The organism is Streptomyces sp. NPDC051563 (genome assembly GCF_044454225.1).
Classification (GTDB): domain Bacteria; phylum Actinomycetota; class Actinomycetes; order Streptomycetales; family Streptomycetaceae; genus Streptomyces.
This window is the reverse complement of the sequence record NZ_JBITDL010000011.1, coordinates 83,642-99,269: the sequence shown is the minus strand read 5'-3', so window position 1 is coordinate 99,269 and position 15,628 is coordinate 83,642. Positions and strand designations below refer to the sequence as shown.

General features: G+C 74.1%; 12 protein-coding genes. 9 read left to right on the top strand and 3 right to left on the bottom strand.

What is annotated here, in order from left to right:
- From ACIA8F_RS15175 to ACIA8F_RS15155, 5 genes are all read left to right on the top strand, one after another.
- Nucleotides 1-1,341 carry a uracil-xanthine permease family protein gene (locus ACIA8F_RS15175; protein WP_399378929.1) on the top strand — a complete coding sequence of 447 codons (1,341 nt, stop codon included), beginning with the start codon at nt 1-3 and terminating at the stop codon, nt 1,339-1,341.
- A gap of 78 nt (nt 1,342-1,419) precedes the next feature.
- Nucleotides 1,420-2,328: a hypothetical protein gene (locus ACIA8F_RS15170; RefSeq protein ID WP_399378928.1), complete on the top strand. Its 909-nt coding sequence runs from the start codon at nt 1,420-1,422 to the stop codon at nt 2,326-2,328.
- Between the two features lie 299 nt (nt 2,329-2,627).
- Nucleotides 2,628-4,088, top strand: a complete 1,461-nt coding sequence (locus tag ACIA8F_RS15165; RefSeq protein WP_399378926.1) for an MFS transporter — start codon at nt 2,628-2,630, stop codon at nt 4,086-4,088.
- Nucleotides 4,085-4,678: a TetR family transcriptional regulator gene (locus tag ACIA8F_RS15160; RefSeq protein ID WP_399378924.1), complete on the top strand. Its 594-nt coding sequence runs from the start codon at nt 4,085-4,087 to the stop codon at nt 4,676-4,678. The genes ACIA8F_RS15165 and ACIA8F_RS15160 overlap by 4 nt, the downstream gene beginning before the upstream one ends.
- Nucleotides 4,675-4,926 carry a hypothetical protein gene (locus ACIA8F_RS15155; RefSeq protein WP_399378922.1) on the top strand — a complete coding sequence of 84 codons (252 nt, stop codon included), beginning with the start codon at nt 4,675-4,677 and terminating at the stop codon, nt 4,924-4,926. Before ACIA8F_RS15160 ends, ACIA8F_RS15155 begins: the two co-directional genes overlap by 4 nt.
- 52 nt (nt 4,927-4,978) lie before the next feature.
- On the opposite strand, the gene ACIA8F_RS15150 is transcribed toward ACIA8F_RS15155, so the two are convergent.
- Nucleotides 4,979-5,599 (bottom strand): L-threonylcarbamoyladenylate synthase, encoded by a 621-nt coding sequence (locus ACIA8F_RS15150; RefSeq protein ID WP_399378920.1) that lies wholly within the window; start codon nt 5,597-5,599, stop codon nt 4,979-4,981.
- A 345-nt stretch (nt 5,600-5,944) separates the two neighbouring features.
- On the opposite strand from ACIA8F_RS15150, the gene ACIA8F_RS15145 reads away from it, so the two are divergent.
- On the top strand, nt 5,945-8,572 hold the full coding sequence (locus tag ACIA8F_RS15145) for a YfhO family protein (RefSeq protein WP_399378918.1): 2,628 nt from the start codon (nt 5,945-5,947) through the stop codon (nt 8,570-8,572).
- On the opposite strand, the gene ACIA8F_RS15140 is transcribed toward ACIA8F_RS15145, so the two are convergent.
- The gene (locus tag ACIA8F_RS15140; RefSeq protein WP_399378916.1) at nt 8,544-9,929 is read right to left on the bottom strand and encodes a cytochrome P450; all 1,386 of its coding nucleotides are present in this window, start codon (nt 9,927-9,929) and stop codon (nt 8,544-8,546) included. The two genes, ACIA8F_RS15145 and ACIA8F_RS15140, sit on opposite strands and share 29 nt — an antisense overlap.
- Before the next feature lie 320 nt (nt 9,930-10,249).
- Here ACIA8F_RS15140 and ACIA8F_RS15135 point away from each other — a divergent pair, with 320 nt between their 5' ends.
- Together ACIA8F_RS15135 and ACIA8F_RS15130 are read left to right on the top strand one after the other, a co-directional pair.
- Nucleotides 10,250-12,001, top strand: coding sequence for a chloride channel protein (locus ACIA8F_RS15135; protein ID WP_399378914.1), 1,752 nt, complete (start codon nt 10,250-10,252; stop codon nt 11,999-12,001).
- Nucleotides 12,002-12,068: 67 nt separating this feature from the next.
- The gene (locus tag ACIA8F_RS15130; RefSeq protein WP_399378912.1) at nt 12,069-12,623 is read left to right on the top strand and encodes an alpha/beta fold hydrolase; all 555 of its coding nucleotides are present in this window, start codon (nt 12,069-12,071) and stop codon (nt 12,621-12,623) included.
- A gap of 30 nt (nt 12,624-12,653) precedes the next feature.
- Here the strand turns inward: ACIA8F_RS15130 and ACIA8F_RS15125 are convergent, their stop codons facing one another.
- Nucleotides 12,654-13,346, bottom strand: coding sequence for an N-acetylmuramoyl-L-alanine amidase (locus ACIA8F_RS15125; protein ID WP_399378910.1), 693 nt, complete (start codon nt 13,344-13,346; stop codon nt 12,654-12,656).
- 225 nt (nt 13,347-13,571) lie between these two features.
- On the opposite strand from ACIA8F_RS15125, the gene ACIA8F_RS15120 reads away from it, so the two are divergent.
- The gene (locus ACIA8F_RS15120) at nt 13,572-15,611 is read left to right on the top strand and encodes a D-alanyl-D-alanine carboxypeptidase (RefSeq protein WP_399378909.1); all 2,040 of its coding nucleotides are present in this window, start codon (nt 13,572-13,574) and stop codon (nt 15,609-15,611) included.
- Nucleotides 15,612-15,628: the final 17 nt, after the last annotated feature.

Sequence of the window (15,628 nt, the reverse complement as noted above, 5' to 3'; positions counted from 1 at the left end):
GTGAACCCCGCCCCCGTGAACCCCGCCGACGAGCGGCTCCCGGTGCGCCGGCTGGCCCCGCTGTCCGCACAGCACGTCCTGGCCATGGTGGCCGCGCCCGTGTCCACCACCTTCCTGACCGGCCAGGCCCTCGGCCTCACCGCCGCCGGCACCGCCTCCCTGCTCAGCGCCACCCTCGTGCTCTGCGGCGCGGGCACCCTGCTGCAGTCCCTCGGGGTGTGTCGGTTCGGAGCCCGGCTGCCGTTCGTCATGCTCCCCGGCGGGGCGGCCACCGCGCTGTTCCTCCAGATAGCCAAGGACCACGGCCCCGCGACCGCCACCGGCTCGGTGCTCCTCGCCGCGGCGCTGCTCTTCGCCGTACTGCCCTTCTACGCGAAGGTCGTCCGGCTCTTCCCGCCCCTGGTCATGGGCACCACCGTGCTGCTCATCGGGATCGCCATGATCCGGGTCGCCGCCCAGCTGGTCACCGGCCGCCCCGGGAGCCCCGGGTACGCCGCGCCCTCGGCGGTCGTGCTGGCCGGCGCCACCATCGGCTGCACCGTGCTGTTCCTCATGGTGCTGCGCGGGATCTGGCGGCAGACCGCCGTGCTCCTCGGCATGGGCGCGGGCACCCTCATCGCGCTCACGACCGGCCTCGGCCACCTCGCGCCCGTCGGCGGAGCCGGCGGGGGCCTGACCCTGCCGCACCTCCTCCCGTACGGCGCACCGCAGTTCGACCTGCTCGCCGCACTGCCCCTGCTCGTCTTCAGCCTCACCACCCTCGCGGAGATCACCGGGCAGACCGTCCTGAACAGCGAGACCGTGGGGCGCGAGAGCGACCCCGGCCGCGATGTGCCCCGGGTGGCCCGCGCCGACGCCCTGATCTCGGTGTTCGGCGGGCTGTTCGGCACCTCGCTGATGGTCACGAGCGCCGAGAACATCGGGATCGGACGGCTCACCGGGGTCCGCAGCCGCTTCGTGACCGCCGGCGCGGGAGTGCTCCTCGTCGCCGTCGGCCTGCTGGCCCCCGTCTCCCGGCTGCTCGCCGCGATCCCCGCACCCGTCGTGGGCGGATCCGCCCTGGTGATCTACGGGATCATCGCGGTGATGGGCGTCGACATGCTCGGGCGGACCGCGCCCGGCGCCGGCGGCGGCTCCACCGTCATCGCGCTGGCCCTCACCGCCGGACTGCTGCCGGTGGTGGCCCCCGACCTCTATCAAGGGTTCCCCACCTGGGCCCGGACCGTCCTCGGCAGCGGGGTCGTGGCGGGCACGCTCACCGCGGTCCTGCTCCACGCCCTCTTCCGCGCGTCCGGCCGTGACGGGAGTCCGTCCCCGCAGCAGGCCCGCCCGGCGGACTGACGGCGCCGCTCCGCCGGGCCGGCGGCTATCCTCGCGCGGCGAAGACGAGTACAACTGCTGTGCGAAGAGGGGGAGCCGATGCTGCGCGATGCGCGCGAGTGGTTCGACGGCGCGGCCGACGGCGAGATACGGGCACTGGAAGAGGTGCCCGGCATCGATCCGGAACGACTGCGGGAACTGTGGTGCGCCGAACCGGAGCTCATGCTCCGCCTCGACGGCCTGCACACGGCCGCGCAGCGGGCCTTCGAACGGCGGACGCGCGCCGCGGTCACCGGCGAACTGCTGCGCGCCCTGCGCGCCGTGGCCCAGGGGGCGGACGTGGCCCGGCTGGAGACGGCCGTCGCGCTGGCCGCGGCGCGGCTGGAGGCCGATACGGCCACGGCGGCGGCCCGCGGTCTGAACACCGGCTTGACCTGCGGAATCGTGATCAGCCCGGTGATCCTGCTGCTTGTCTTCGCCCTGGGGGAGTGGGTGCCCCGGCTCTTCGGCACGGGCCTCGGCTGCCAGGAGCAGCTGGCCCTCGCCGGGGCCCTGGTGTGTTTCGCCGGCGGCGCCATGGGCGCGGTCTTCAGCGTGATCGTCCGGCTGCGCGATCCCCGGCAGCTGATCCGCTCCCGCCCGGGCGGGGCGGGCCCCGCCGTGGACCCGGTCCGGCTGTCGGACCCGGTCCAGCTGTCCCGCGCGCTGCGCCAAGAGGGCTGGTACCGGGTGGTGGTGGGCTGGTTCCTGGCCACCGCCCTCTACCTCCTCGTCGCGGGCGGGATCCTCACGCTCCTCACCCCGCCGGCCACCCCGGCCGCCCTGTGCGGGCCCGGGCCGCTCTCCGCCGACGGGCACGGGGCCTTGGCCACGACCTGGTTCTTCTGGGGAGCCATCGGCTTCCTCGCGGGCCTCAACGAACGGTGGGCGCGCGGTCTGCTGCACCACCCCTCGGCACCCGGGGCCGATCCGGCCGGGCCCTCGGACGGCGCGGGCGCCCGCCCTTAGGCCGTCTCTTCCGGATCTTGCCGGGCCCGCGACGCCCGGCACCGCGCCCGGCCGCACTGCCGGGGCGACCACGTACGCCCAGTACGCGAACGCCCCGGCAGCACGCCCGGGCACGGCACCGGACGCCGCGGGCTCGGCCGACAAGATCCGAAAGAGACGGCCTAGACGGCAGCCGGCCGGGCCGGCGCGATCCGGCCGGAATCCGATGCCCGGAGGGGCGGACACAGGGGTGCACGCGCGTTTACCCTGGGGGTGAACACATGTGCACCCCTTCCGTCGGACCAATGTCCGGGAGCCGTATGCCCACCAAGACGCACCCCCGAATCCGCCCCCGTCCGATGGTGGCCGTCCTCGCCTTCTGCGGGGCGATCGTGGCCGTCATGCAGACGCTGGTGGTCCCCCTGCTGCCGCACATACCCGACCTGACGGGCAGCAGCCGCGCCGCCGCGGGCTGGCTCGTCACCGTCACCCTGCTCACCGGCGCCGTCTGCACCCCCGTGCTCGGCCGGGTCGGCGACATGTACGGCAAGCGCCGCGTGCTCCTCGCCTCGCTCGTCGTCCTCACCGCCGGATCCGCGCTGTGCGCGGCCACCTCCGACATCGCCGTCCTGATCACCGGACGCGCCCTCCAGGGCACCGCGCTCGCCGTCATCCCGCTCGGCATCAGCATCATCCGCGACGAGCTCCCGCCGGAGCGCGTCCTGCCGTCCATCGCCCTCATGAGCTCCACCCTCGGGATCGGCGCCGCGATAGGCCTCCCGGTGGCGGCCCTCGTCGTCGACAACTTCGACTGGCACACCATGTTCTGGGCCTCGGCCGCCCTCGGCCTGCTGGACGTCCTCCTCGTCCTGTGGACCGTCCCCGAGTCCCCGACGCGCACCGCGGGCCGGTTCGACGTACCGGGCACCCTCGGCCTCGCCGCCACCCTCGTGGCCCTGCTCCTCGCCATCACCCAGGGCGCGGACTGGGGCTGGACGGCGCCGCGCACGCTCGCACTGTTCGCCACCGCCCTGCTCACCGGAGCCCTCTGGGGACGCCACGAGCTGCGCACCGCCTCCCCGATGGTCGACCTGCGCGTCTCGGCGCGCCCCGCCGTCCTGCTCACCAACCTCGCGGCCCTGCTCATCGGATTCGCCTTCTACGCGAACTCCCTGGTCACCGCCCAGCTGGTACAGGAGCCGACGAACACCGGGTACGGGCTCGGCGCCTCCCTCGTGGTGAGCGGCCTGTGCCTGCTGCCGGGCGGCCTGGCCATGGTCGCGCTGTCCCCGGTCTCGGCGCGGCTCTCCGCCGCGTACGGCCCGCGGACCGCCCTGGCCCTCGGCGCGGCGGTCATGGCCCTCGGCTACCTCGTCCGGTTCTTCACCAGCCACGCCCTCTGGCTGATCGTGGCCGGCGCCACGGTGGTCGCCTGCGGTACCGCCCTCGCCTACTCGGCGCTGCCCGCGCTCGTCATGCGGGCCGTCCCCGTGACCGAGACGGGCGCCGCGAACGGCCTCAACACCCTGATGCGCTCGGTGGGCCAGGCCTGCTGCAGCGCCGTGGTCGCGGCCGTGCTCGCCCGGGTCACGTTCGTGGCGGGCGGGCGCAGCGTCCCCACCCTGCACGCGTACCTGCTGGTCTTCCTGATCGCGGCCGGGGCCGCGCTCGCCGCCCTGGCGGCGGCCCTGTGTCTGCCCGCGGGGAGGCCGGCGGCGGCCGCGCGGCCCGGTACGGTCGGGGTGACCACGTCCGCGACCGCGCTCCGGGAGGGCACATGAGCACCGCCGAGGAGTCCGGCCGCGACGCCATCGTGCGCGCCGCCCGCAGGGCCTTCACCCTGCGCCCCTACGCCGAAGTCACCCTGCGCGGCATCGCGGCCGACGCCGGCGTCAGCCCGTCGCTGATCGTGAAGCGGTTCGGCAGCAAGGAGGGGCTGTTCAACACGGTCGCCGACTTCCAGCCCGCCGCCGACGCCCTGTTCGCGGCGGAACCCGCTGTCCTGGGCCGCCACCTCGTCCTGACGATGGTCCGGCTGCGCGACGAGCTCCGCGGGGACCCGCTGCTGCGGGTGGTGTTCTCCCTGGGCAACGACGACGAGCGCACCCTGCTGCGGGAGCGGTTCCGCGAACAGGTCACCGCCCGCCTCGCCGGCCGTCTCGACGGCGCCGACCGGGAGCTGCGCGCCGAGTTGGTCGCGGGCCAGCTGCTGGGCCTGGGGGCGACGCTGAGCCTGCACCGGCCCGACGGCGCGGGGCCCCGTACGCCGCCCGGGCGACTGGCGGACCTGTACGCACCGGGGCTCCAAGGGCTCATCGACGGCGGCGCCGGACGGCATGATGCGCGGGAGCCGGTTAGCGTCGGGGGATGAGTACCGAACCGCAGACCTTCGAGATCCTGCTGGTGCCCGAGCACGTGGTGGACGGGTCGGCCGACGACGCCGTCCGCTCCGCCGTCGTCGCGGCGACCGGCCAGAACGGCGCCTCCGGGTACCCCCGCTACTCGGGCGACGGGATGGTGGCGGACATCGATCCGGCCACCCGAACGGTGGAAGCCCTCCTCGTGGACGGCTCCGAGCTCGACTACGGCCTCAAGCCCGTCCTGTACCCGCGCACCTGATACGCCGTTCGGGGGCGGGAGGGTCCTGCCCCCCCGCCCCCGGCGCCGGCTGCTACTCGAAGCGGGTGGTGTCCCCCGCGCCCCGCCGGACGATCTCGGCCTCGCCGCTGGAGAAGTCGATGACCGTCGTCGGCAGCGTCCCGCACTCTCCCGAGTCGACCACCATGTCCACGACGTGGTCGAGCCGGTCCTTGATCTCCCAGCCCTGCGTCATCGGCTCCGCCTCGTCGGGCAGGAGCAGCGTGCTCGACAGCAGCGGCTCGCCCAGCTCGGCCAGCAGCGCCTGGACCACGACGTGGTCGGGGATGCGCACGCCCACGGTCTTCTTCTTCGGGTGCTGGAGCTGGCGCGGCACTTCCTTCGTCGCCGGAAGGATGAAGGTGTAGCTGCCGGGGGTGGACGCCTTGATCGCACGGAAGACGTCGTTGTCGATGAGGACGAACTGGCCCAGCTGCGCGAAGTTCTCGCACACCAGGGTGAAGTGGTGGCGGTCGTCGAGCTGCCGGATGGACCGGATCCGGTCCACACCCTCACGGTTGCCCAGCTGGGCGCCCAGCGCGTAGCAGGAGTCCGTCGGGTAGGCGACGAGTCCTCCGGCGCGGATGCCGTCGGCGATGCTGCCGATCGCTCGGGGCTGGGGGTTGTCGGGGTGTACGTCGAAGTACTTTGCCATCCGACGAGCGTACGGGATCCGGCGGTTCCGGCACTCTTCCCGGGGGACGGCCGGGCGGGCCGGGGCGGACTGGGGCGCGCTCGGGGGCGGAGGGCGGCAGGATGGTCGAAAAGTTGACGATTGTCCATTTTCTATCCTGCTTGGACCAGACCTTCCCGTGATTGCGATCATATTTGTTGCGTCGCGTGCGTGAATTCTTCTGCGGTGTACATAGGGTGCGGGAATCGGCGGCCTGTCCGTGGCCGATTAGTCACGCACGAGGGTTTCCCACACATGACCGCCACTTCGCTCCCGCCTGCCGGAAAACCCCTCTCCGCGAGAATCCGCGGAGAGGTCGCGTCCCAGGTGGGAGGGGTCAATCGGAATATTGCATTCCTTTCGGCGTTCACCGCCGCGCTCATATCCACGGCCGCTTACAGCGCCGGTCTCGCCACGCGCGGGATCTACCCTTTCGGGCCCGTTCCCCGCGCCGACAACGACCTGCGCCACCAATACGCCCCCTTCCACACCCACCTCTGGGACCTCCAGCACGGCGGTGCCCAGGGGGATCTGCTCTTCAACTGGCAGAGCGGGTACGGCGTCGGATTCCTCGGCGACTTCTTCACCTATCTCTCCAACCCGTTCTCCCTGCTGACCGGCCTCCTGCCCCGCCAGCACGCGGAACTCTCCGTCTACCTCGTCAGCCTGTGCAGCATGGGCCTCGCCGCCGCGCTGATGACCGTGTACCTGGGGCGCCTGCGCCCCGGCTCGCCCTGGCTGCGCGCCCTGCTCTCCGTCGGCTACGCCGTCTGCGGCTGGGGAGTCGCCGAGGGCACCGTCGTTCCGATGTGGACCTGGGGCCTGGTCGCGATACCCCTGCTCGGGATAGCCGCCGACTGGTGCCTGACCGGCCGCCGCTGGGTCCTCGGCAGCTTCCTCGTCGCCCTGTGCTGGTTCGCCAACTTCTACACCGCCGCCATGGCGACCACGGCCACCGCGCTCGTCTTCCTCGTACGGCTCCTGCTCGCCGACGCCGACCTGCGCACCCGCGGCCGGGCGGTGTGGCGGGCCGCCGCCATGACCGGCACCGGACTGCTCCTCGCCGCCCCGGCCATCCTGGTGTGCGCCTTCGCCAACGGGCGGGCCCAGCCCACCGAGCTGTACGTGGTCAGCGTGCACACCGATCCGCTGACCTTCCTCTCGATGCTCATACCGGGCACCCACCCCGTCAGCCCCGCGCCGAACGTCTACGCGGGGGTGCTCGTCCTCCTCCTCGTCCTGACCCTGCCCTTCCAGTCGAAGGTGCGCGGCCGCGAACGCCTCGCCTGGTGCGCGCTCCTGCTGCTGACCGGGCTCTCCTTCGTCCTCACCCCCACCGCCAAACTCTGGCAGGGCGGGGCCCTCCCGCACGGCGCCCCCTTCCGCGAGTCCTTCGTGCTCAGCGGCATGCTGGCGATGGCCGCCTGGATCTGCCTCGCCCACATGCCCCGGCCCCGGGCCCTGCTCGGCGGTGCGAGTCTGCTGGCCGTGCTCGTCACGGCCTCCCGCGGCCTCCCGCCGGTCAACGGGCACGCCCTCACCGGCGTCCTGGCCGGCGGCGCCGTCACCACGGTCCTGCTGCTGCTCTACGCGCGCGGACTGCGCCGCCCCGCCCGCATCGGCGTGATGCTGCTGCTGGCCGTCTCGGTCTTCGCCGGAACCGTGTACTCCGTCTACGGGAACTCCGTCGCCGACGACCCCCGCCGGCGCGGCCCCGTACGCCCCCAGACCATGACCGAGCTCGGCAAGAACGCGCGCAAGGCCCTGGAAGCGCACGGGAACTGGCCCGCCACCCGGTCCGACGCCGGACCCGGAGTCTTCGTCACCAACAACGACGCGATGCTGGTCGGAGGCCAGGGCGGCGCCTACTACAGCAGCTACGTGAGCGTGGAGACCGCGCGCGCACTGCGCGGCCTCGGCCTCGGCCAGGCCATGGGCGGCCGCCACCTGTGGCCCGCGGGAGACCCGGTGCTGCGGGCCCTGCTCGGCATCGGCACCGTCCTCGAACCGGCCGGCGAGGACGGAGTCACCGTCCGCACCCTGCCCGCCCCGCCCCTGGTCACCCTCCGGGCACCGGGCAGCGACCAGTCGTACGGGGCTCCCGCGGGCTCCGTCTGGGCCCGGCGCCAGACCGCGCTCGGCGCCAGGGTCTACACCGTCCCCGAGCTCACCCGCGGCGACGCACGGACCGCACCGGCACCGGCGGCCGTACCGGCACCGGTATCCGGGCCGGGCTTCGCCCTGCCCCGGGCCGAGGGCTGGGGCCCCGAAGGCTGGACCGCGTTCACGGGGCGGTGCGCCCCGGGGGCCCGCGCCTTCCTCCACGCGCCCGACCTCAACGCCACCGCCCGGGCCGAGGCCGGCGGCCGGCTGGAGAGCTTCTCCGGCAGGCCGCCCGCGGTCAGCGCCCCGGTCAGGGAGATGGGCACGGCGGCGGCCGACGGCACCTTCACCTTCTCCGTGCGCACCGGGTCGGACGGCCAGGTCCTGCCGTCCGACGCGCTCGGCTGCCTGGACCAGGCCGCCTTCGACGCCGCCGTGGCCGGGCTGAAGGCGGGCGGGGCCACCGGCATCACGGCCGGCGGGCACACCGTCGAGGCCCGGCTCCCCGCGGGCTCCACCGGCACGGCGGTGCTCTCCACCACGGCGTCCCCCGGCTGGAGCTGCTCGGTCGACGGCGGCCCGGCCCGCGCCCCGGTCCCGTACCAGGGGCTGCTCGGCGTCCCCCTGGGATCCGGCGGCGCCGACCGGCTGGCGTGCTCGTACGTCCCCGAAGGGCTCCGCGCGGGCCTCGCCGGCACCGGCGCGGGCCTGCTGCTCGTCCTGGGCGTCCTGGCCGCCGCGCGCCGACGCGTCCGGTGGGCCCGGGGCATCGGGCCGGGCCTGAGCCATCGGCCGGGCCTGAGCCATCGGAAGGCGGCGAGCCTCAGCGCCCCCGGTCCGGGTGAGCCGTGAGCGGGCCCGACGCGAGGGGGAGCCGCGTGAGCGGGCGTGGTGTCAGCGTGGCCGGCGTCGGTCCGTCCGGCCGGACCGTGATGCTGTAGGCGGACTTGTCCGGAACCGACCGGAAGACCGGCCCGGGGAGCGGCAGCAGGTGCTCCAGCAGCACCGTCGACTCGCGCAGCGCGAACTGCATCCCGAGACAGGCGCGGGGGCCGATGCCGAAGGGCACGTAGGCACCCGGTACGGCCGGCCGGCCGCCCGGTGCGGTGAAGCGCCGCGGATCGAAGCGCTCGGGATCGGGCCACAGTGCCGGGTCGCGGTGCGCGAGGTAGGGGCAGACCAGCACGTCGGTGCCCGCCTCGACGGCGTAACCGCCCAGGACGTCGTCCTCGGCGGCGTGCCGGGGCAGGATCCAGGCGGACGGGTACAGCCGCAAGGTCTCGCTGACCAGGGCCTGGATCGCCTCCCGGCGCTCGGCCGAGCCCTCGCCGCCCGCCCCGAGGGCCCACGCACGGGCCTCGGGACGCCGGTCGAGGAGCAGGTGCAGCCAGGTCAGGGTGGTGGCCGTGGTCTCGTGTCCCGCGACCAGCAGGGTGACCAGCTCGTCACGGATCAGCCGGTCGGTGTACTCGGGCCGTTCGGCGGACGCCTCCACCAGCAGGTGGAGCAGCCCCGGCCCGTCGGGGCCGGCGGATCCCCGGCGGGCGGCGGCGATGGCCTGCCGGGCCACGGAGTCGATCCTGGCCAGATCCGCGGCGACCGCCTCTCCGGCATCCGCGGAATCGGCGGGCAGCGTCGGGAGCGCCGCCACCACGGCCGCGACGGAGCCCAGTTCGCGGTCGGTCTCCTCGTCCAGCGGATGGCCGGTCAGGGAGCGCCAGATGGTGTCGAGGGCGAAGCGCCGCATCTCCTCGCCCACGTCGAAGACCTCCCCGGTCCGCGCGTACGCGGCCCATCGCCCGGCGGCGGTCCGGGCGGCCCCGGCGATCCGCTGCTCGTAGCGGCGCATCCCGGTCCCCGTGAACTGGGACTGCAGGAGCCGCCGTTGGCGCTTCCACGCCTCGCCGGTCGCGGAGAGCACGCCGTCGCCGACCAGCAGCCGGGCACGGTGCGAGCGTTTGACGTAGCGCCCGGGATGCAGGGCCAGTACGTGCTGGATCGCCTCCGGACCGGTGACCAGCACGGTCGGCCGGCCTGCGGGGCCGCCGTCCCCGAGCCGGAACGCGCCGATCCCGCCGAGCCGTCCGCACACCTCGGCCAGCAGCTCGACGAGCTGGCCTCCTCCCGCGCTCCACCGTTCCACGACGGAGGGATCCAGCTCGGGGACCGGGGGACCGGAACGTCCCACGGGACCGGCTTCGATGGTCATCGCTGTTCCCCTGTCCGCGCGTTCGTCTGTCCGGTCGTCCGTCCGTCCGTCCGCTCCACCGTCCGCCGGCCGGGGTCCGCTCCCGCCCGCGGGGCGGCGGCAGCAGGGACTGTACGGGAGCGGGAACGGACGGGGGTCGGCCTTCGGCCAGGCGCCGCGCCCGCCCGGACGGACCGGCCACGTCCCCTACGCCGGGCGGGTGTACCACCGGCCCGCCTCCGGGCCCGGGCCGGGGACGGGCCGTTGGATGGGGGTCCGGGGGATCGTGGTCAGGGGCCGTGGCGCGCGATCGGCAGTGGATCGGTTCCTGAGGAGTGGCGATGGGTCCGTTCTCGGCGGAGGGGGCACGGGACGCACTGAACCGCACCCAGGCCGCGATGCTGCTGCCCGCGATCCTCGTGGGCGCCGGGTCGGGACTGGGCGCGGTGGGCTTCCGCTGGCTGATCGAGGTCTTCACCCGGGCGCTGTCCGGCCACGACGACTACTCCTCCGCCGGCCACGCCGACAACCCCTACGTGCCCTGGCTCGGACCGTACTTCGTCCTCCTCGCACCCGTGGTCGCGGGCGCGCTCTACGGACCGCTCGTCTACCGCTACGCCAAGGAGGCGCGCGGCCACGGCGTCCCCGAGGTGATGTACGCGGTCGCCCGCCAGGGTGGCCGGATCCCGCCCCGGGTCGCCGTGGTGAAGTCGCTCGCGTCCGCGCTGTGCATCGGCGGCGGCGGTTCCGTGGGGCGCGAAGGGCCCATCGTCCAGATCGGGGCCGCCCTCGGCTCCACCGCCGGAGCCCTCCTGCGGGTCCGCGAGGAACGGATGCGGCTGCTGGTCGCCTGCGGCTCGGCCGGCGGCATCGCCGCCACCTTCAACGCGCCCCTGGCCGGGGTGTTCTTCGCGATGGAACTGATCCTGCGCGATTTCACGGCCCGCGCCTTCGGCCTCGTCGCCGTCTCCGCGGTCACCGCCAGCGTGATCGGACGCGAGATCCTCGGCGACGAAAGGTTCCTGGACCTCGCACCGGTGAACGCCGGCCACCTGGCCGCGTACGCCCTCTACGTCCTGCTCGGCGCGGTGGCCGGGGCCGTCGGGGTGCTCTTCAGCAAGGTGCTCTACGGGGTGGAGGACCTCTGCGACTCCGTCTGGCACGGCCCGGAATGGCTGCGCCCGGCCGCCGGAGGCATCGTGCTGGGCGCGATCCTGCTCGCACTGCCCGAGATGTACGGGGTCGGCTACCCGGTCCTCGGCAAGGCCGCGGTCGGCGGGTACGCGATCGGCTTCCTGCTCGTCCTGCTCGTCGGCAAGATCCTCGCGTGCAGTGTCACCATCGGCATCGGCGGCTCGGGCGGCGTCTTCGCCCCGAGCCTCTTCGTCGGCGCCATGCTCGGCAGCGCCTTCGGGCAGACGATGGACCACCTCGCACCCGGAGTCACCGGTTCGGCCATGACCTACGCCGTCATCGGGATGGGCGCGGTCTTCGCCGGATCGGCCCGCGCACCGATCACCGCCGTCGTCATCATCTACGAGCTGACCGGCGAGTACGGCATCATCCTGCCGCTGATGGCCGCCGTCGCCGTCGCCACCGGGGTCAGCCACGCGCTCAGCCGGGACACCGTCTACACGGCCAAACTCCGCCGCCGCGGGGTCGACCTGGACCTCACCGGCCCGGCGGCGATCGAGGTACGGACCGCCATGGGACCGCCGCCGCCCGCGCTCGCATCCGGCACCGGCCTGCGCGAGGCGATCACGGTGATGATCGAGGCGGGCGCCGGCCGCCTCCCGCTCGTCGACCGGCACGGCCACTACGCGGGTTCGGTCGGCGCGCCCGCCCTCTCCCGGGCCCTGCACGCAGGACTGTCCGAGGACACGCCCGTCGAGGCGCTACGGGACCACCCGCCGGCCCTGCTCGCCGGCCAGTCCCTCCAGGAGGCACTGCCCCTGCTCGCCGAGAGCGAGGGCGACGGACTCCCCGTCCTCGACGAGGAACGCCTCCACCTCGTGGGCTGGGTCTCCCACCGCTCGGCCCTGCAGACCCTGCACCCGCCCGCCGAATCGGAGGACCGATCCGCCCGGTCCTGAACCGAGGGGGAAACGGTCGACCGCGACGGTGGAGCGGCCCGTTCCACCAGGTTTCGCACCCCTCCGAATGGAGCCTGTTCGCCCTCGACCTGCGCGCCCGGGGCCACAGCACGGCCGCCCGGAAGGCCACGGCATCGACGGGCACGCCGCCGATGTGTGCGCCGCCGCCGAGCGGTTCGGCGAGGGCCGTCCCGTCGCCCTGGCCGGTCACTCCATGGGCGCCTGCATCGCCCTGCGCGCGGCCGCGCGCCGCCCCGGGCTCTTCGGCCGGCTGCTCCTGATCGACGGCGGTCTGCCGTTCCCGCTGCCCGAGGGCGCCGACCCCGACGCGGTGATCGCGGCCACGCTCGGCCCGTACTGGAACGAGGACATCGAGCGGTACGTCCGCTACGACGTCACCGGCCAGGGCCCCGACGGCGCCGACCTGCTGTCCCTGACCGTGCCCACCCGGCTGGTGTACGCGCCGCGGGGCTGGAGGACGAGACCCCTGGCTTCCTGCCGGACGCCCTGGTGGCCCACTGGACGGGGCGGAGGCCGGTGCTCGACACCGAACAGGTGCCGGACTGCAACCACTACACGATGGTGCTGGGCCCGCCCGCGAAGACCCTCGCCGACCGGCTGACCGGCTGACCGGCTGACCAGTCGACCCCGTTCACCCGCCGCCGGGCAGGCGCTCGCGCACCCGGCGGATGATCTCGGCGCGCTGGCCGGACCGGGAGGTGCCGGGACAGTCGTGCCCGCCCCACGCGGCGCCGCCCATGGCGTGGACACCCAGCCCGGGCCGGTCCGGGTGCTCGCTGACGGCCGGAGGCCAGCCGTGCGCGGTGGCGCCCCAGACGTAGATCCGGGCGACGGCGTCCACTTGGGCCTCGGTGAGCGGCCGGGTGGCGAAGCCGGAGGTCTCGACCGAGGCCCAGGAACCGTTGCCCTCCACCTGTGCCCAGGCCCGGTCCAGGACGGACACGTACTGCTCGGTCTCCCCGTCCCGGGAGACCCAGAAGTGCGAGGAAGTCTTGACCCCCGGGGTGTTGAACCGCTCGTACAGGGACCCCTCGCCCTCCTGGACGTGGAGCACGAGCCCGCGCTGCGCATCGCGTTCGCCGTGGACGAAGTTGCGTTCCAGGGGAAGCTTGGCCGCCCCGGGCATCCATCCGGAAGCGGGTGACGCGGCGGGCGGGGCCCCGGGCAGCGTCGCCTCCCGGCCGCGGTCCTCGTCGTCCGGTCCGGAACCGCCGGGCCGGGCGGCCAGCAGGGAAGCGGCGGTCGCGGTCACGAACAGGGCGCCGCCACCGGCGAGCAGGCGCCGCCGCGACGGAGCCGGGGGGACGGGGTTGCTGGGGTCCATGAGCGGTGTCCGGTTCTCGGGTGGTGCGTGGTGCGGGGGAAGATCCGATCCTTCGGGGCGCTCATGAGGGGACCGTGATCGTTTGATGACCGTTTGACGACGGTCCCGGCCCGGGCCCGGCCGACGGATTGTGACCAATTGGTCATCCGGCGCGCATCACCTGCGCATATGCCACAGGGAGACTGACGGCTCATCCAGAACGGCACGAGCAAGGCGGTGTACGGCATGACGGCGGTACCGGTGGAGGGCAAGACGCCCGGCGCGACGGAAGACGAGCACCGGGCGGGGACGCCCGGACCGCGCGACGCGCACACATCGGCTCCCGCGCCCCGCCCGGATCCGCAGCCCGAGCCCGAGCCCGAGCCCGAGCCCGAGCCCGAGCCCGAGCCCGAGCCCGAGCCCGAGCCCGAGCCCGAGCCCGAGGCCGAGGCCGTCCCCGAGGCCGAGGCCGTCCCCGAGCCCGAGCCCGACGCCGTCCCCGAGCCGGCGTCCCCTTCCGAGCCTGGTGCCGAGGTCGTGCCCGTGCCTTCGCCCGGGGCAGAGCCCGAGCCCGAGTCGGAGGTTGAGGCCGTCACCGAGTCGGAGCCGGAGACGGCAGCCGCTGCTAAGGCTGCCGATGCCGATGCCGATGCCGATGCCGGCCCCGGTCCCCGCCCCCGCCCCCGTCCTGAGTCGGATTCCGAGAGGACGAGTCAGTTCATCGCGCTCAAGCCGTTGGACGCGGCTCCTTCGGCGTCGGTGCCCGTGCCGAAGTGGGCGCAGGCCTCGGCGCCCGCCGCACTGCCCGCGCCGGCACCCGTAGAGCCGACCGCGGCCGTGCCGACGGCCGTGCCCGCCCCCGCCCCGGCTCCGGCCCCGGCGCCCGGGCGCCTTCCTGGCGGGGCCGACAGGGGGCCGGGCGACGGCCCCGCGCCGCAGGGGAACGCGGGCGTCCCCGAGGGGACCACCGAGCAGCCGTTGCCCGCGCTCGACCTACTCGCGCAGCTCACCAACACCCCGCCGCCGCCCGCGACCCCCGGTCGGACGGTGGCCCGGCGGTTCCGGATCTGGGTGCCGCCGCTGCTCCTGCTGGTCGCCGTACTGGCCGTCGTACAGGCGCTGCGGCCGCTGCCCGACGCGGTCCTCACCAGTGGGGGCGCCGCTTCCTCCGTCACCCTCGACGGCCGGTTCGAGGTGCCCTGGCCCGAGAAGGGCCAGGCCGCCGTACGGATCGGCGGCGCCGGCGACGTCGGGACGTTCGGGGAGCAGAAGCCCGTGCCGACGGCCAGCGTCGCCAAGGTCATGACGGCCTACGTGATCCTCAAGGGCCACCCGCTGAAGAAGGACGAGGACGGCCCGCAGATCCCGGTCGACGCCAAGGCCGTCGCGGAGGGCAGCTCGGCGAGCGAATCGCGCGTCAAGGGGCTGACGACCGGCACCCGCTTCTCCCAGCAGAACATGCTGAAGATGCTGATGATCCCCTCGGGCAACAACATCGCACGCCTGCTGGCGCGTTGGGACACCGGGAGCGATGCCGAGGCCGCGTTCGTGGAGAAGATGAACGCCGAGGCCAAGGCGCTCGGCATGACCTCCACCACGTACACCGACCCGAGCGGGCTCGATGCCGGGACCGTGAGCACCGCCACCGATCAGCTGAAACTGGCCGAGGAGGTCATGAAGTTCGACGCCTTCCGGGCGATCGTCATGCTCCCCAACGCCACCGTCCCGGGCCTGAGTGAGCCGCTCATCAACAACAACGACGACCTGCTCATCGCCGGACTCAGCATCAAGGGCATCAAGACCGGGTCCAGTTCGGCGGCCGGCGGCGCGCTGGTGTGGGCGGCGTACAAGACGGTGGGCGACAAGACCCCGCTGATCCTCGGCACGATGCTCGACCAGCACGTCACGGGCGCCGACCCCGACGGCGCCAACAGCCTGAAACTGGTCAAGCAGAACAGCAAGAAGGTCATCGAGGCCGTCCGCGCGGCACTGACCTCGGCCGGCGCGGTCAAGAAGGGCCAGGTCGTCGGCTACGTGGACGACGGGCTCGGTACCCGTACCCCGGTGGTGGCCACCCGGGACACGGCCGCCGTCGCCGTACCGGGGCAGCGCCTCGAACTGCGGCTGGCCGTCGGAGACAAGGGACTCCCGGCGCAGGCGCCGGCCGGCACCGAGATCGGGGTCCTGACCGTCGGGACCGGGCCGGGCGCCCCGACCGTACCGGTGGCACTTCAGTCGGACCTGTCGGCGCCGTCGCTGGGCGCGAAGCTCGTACGCCTTCGCTGAACGGCCGGCGGCTCCCG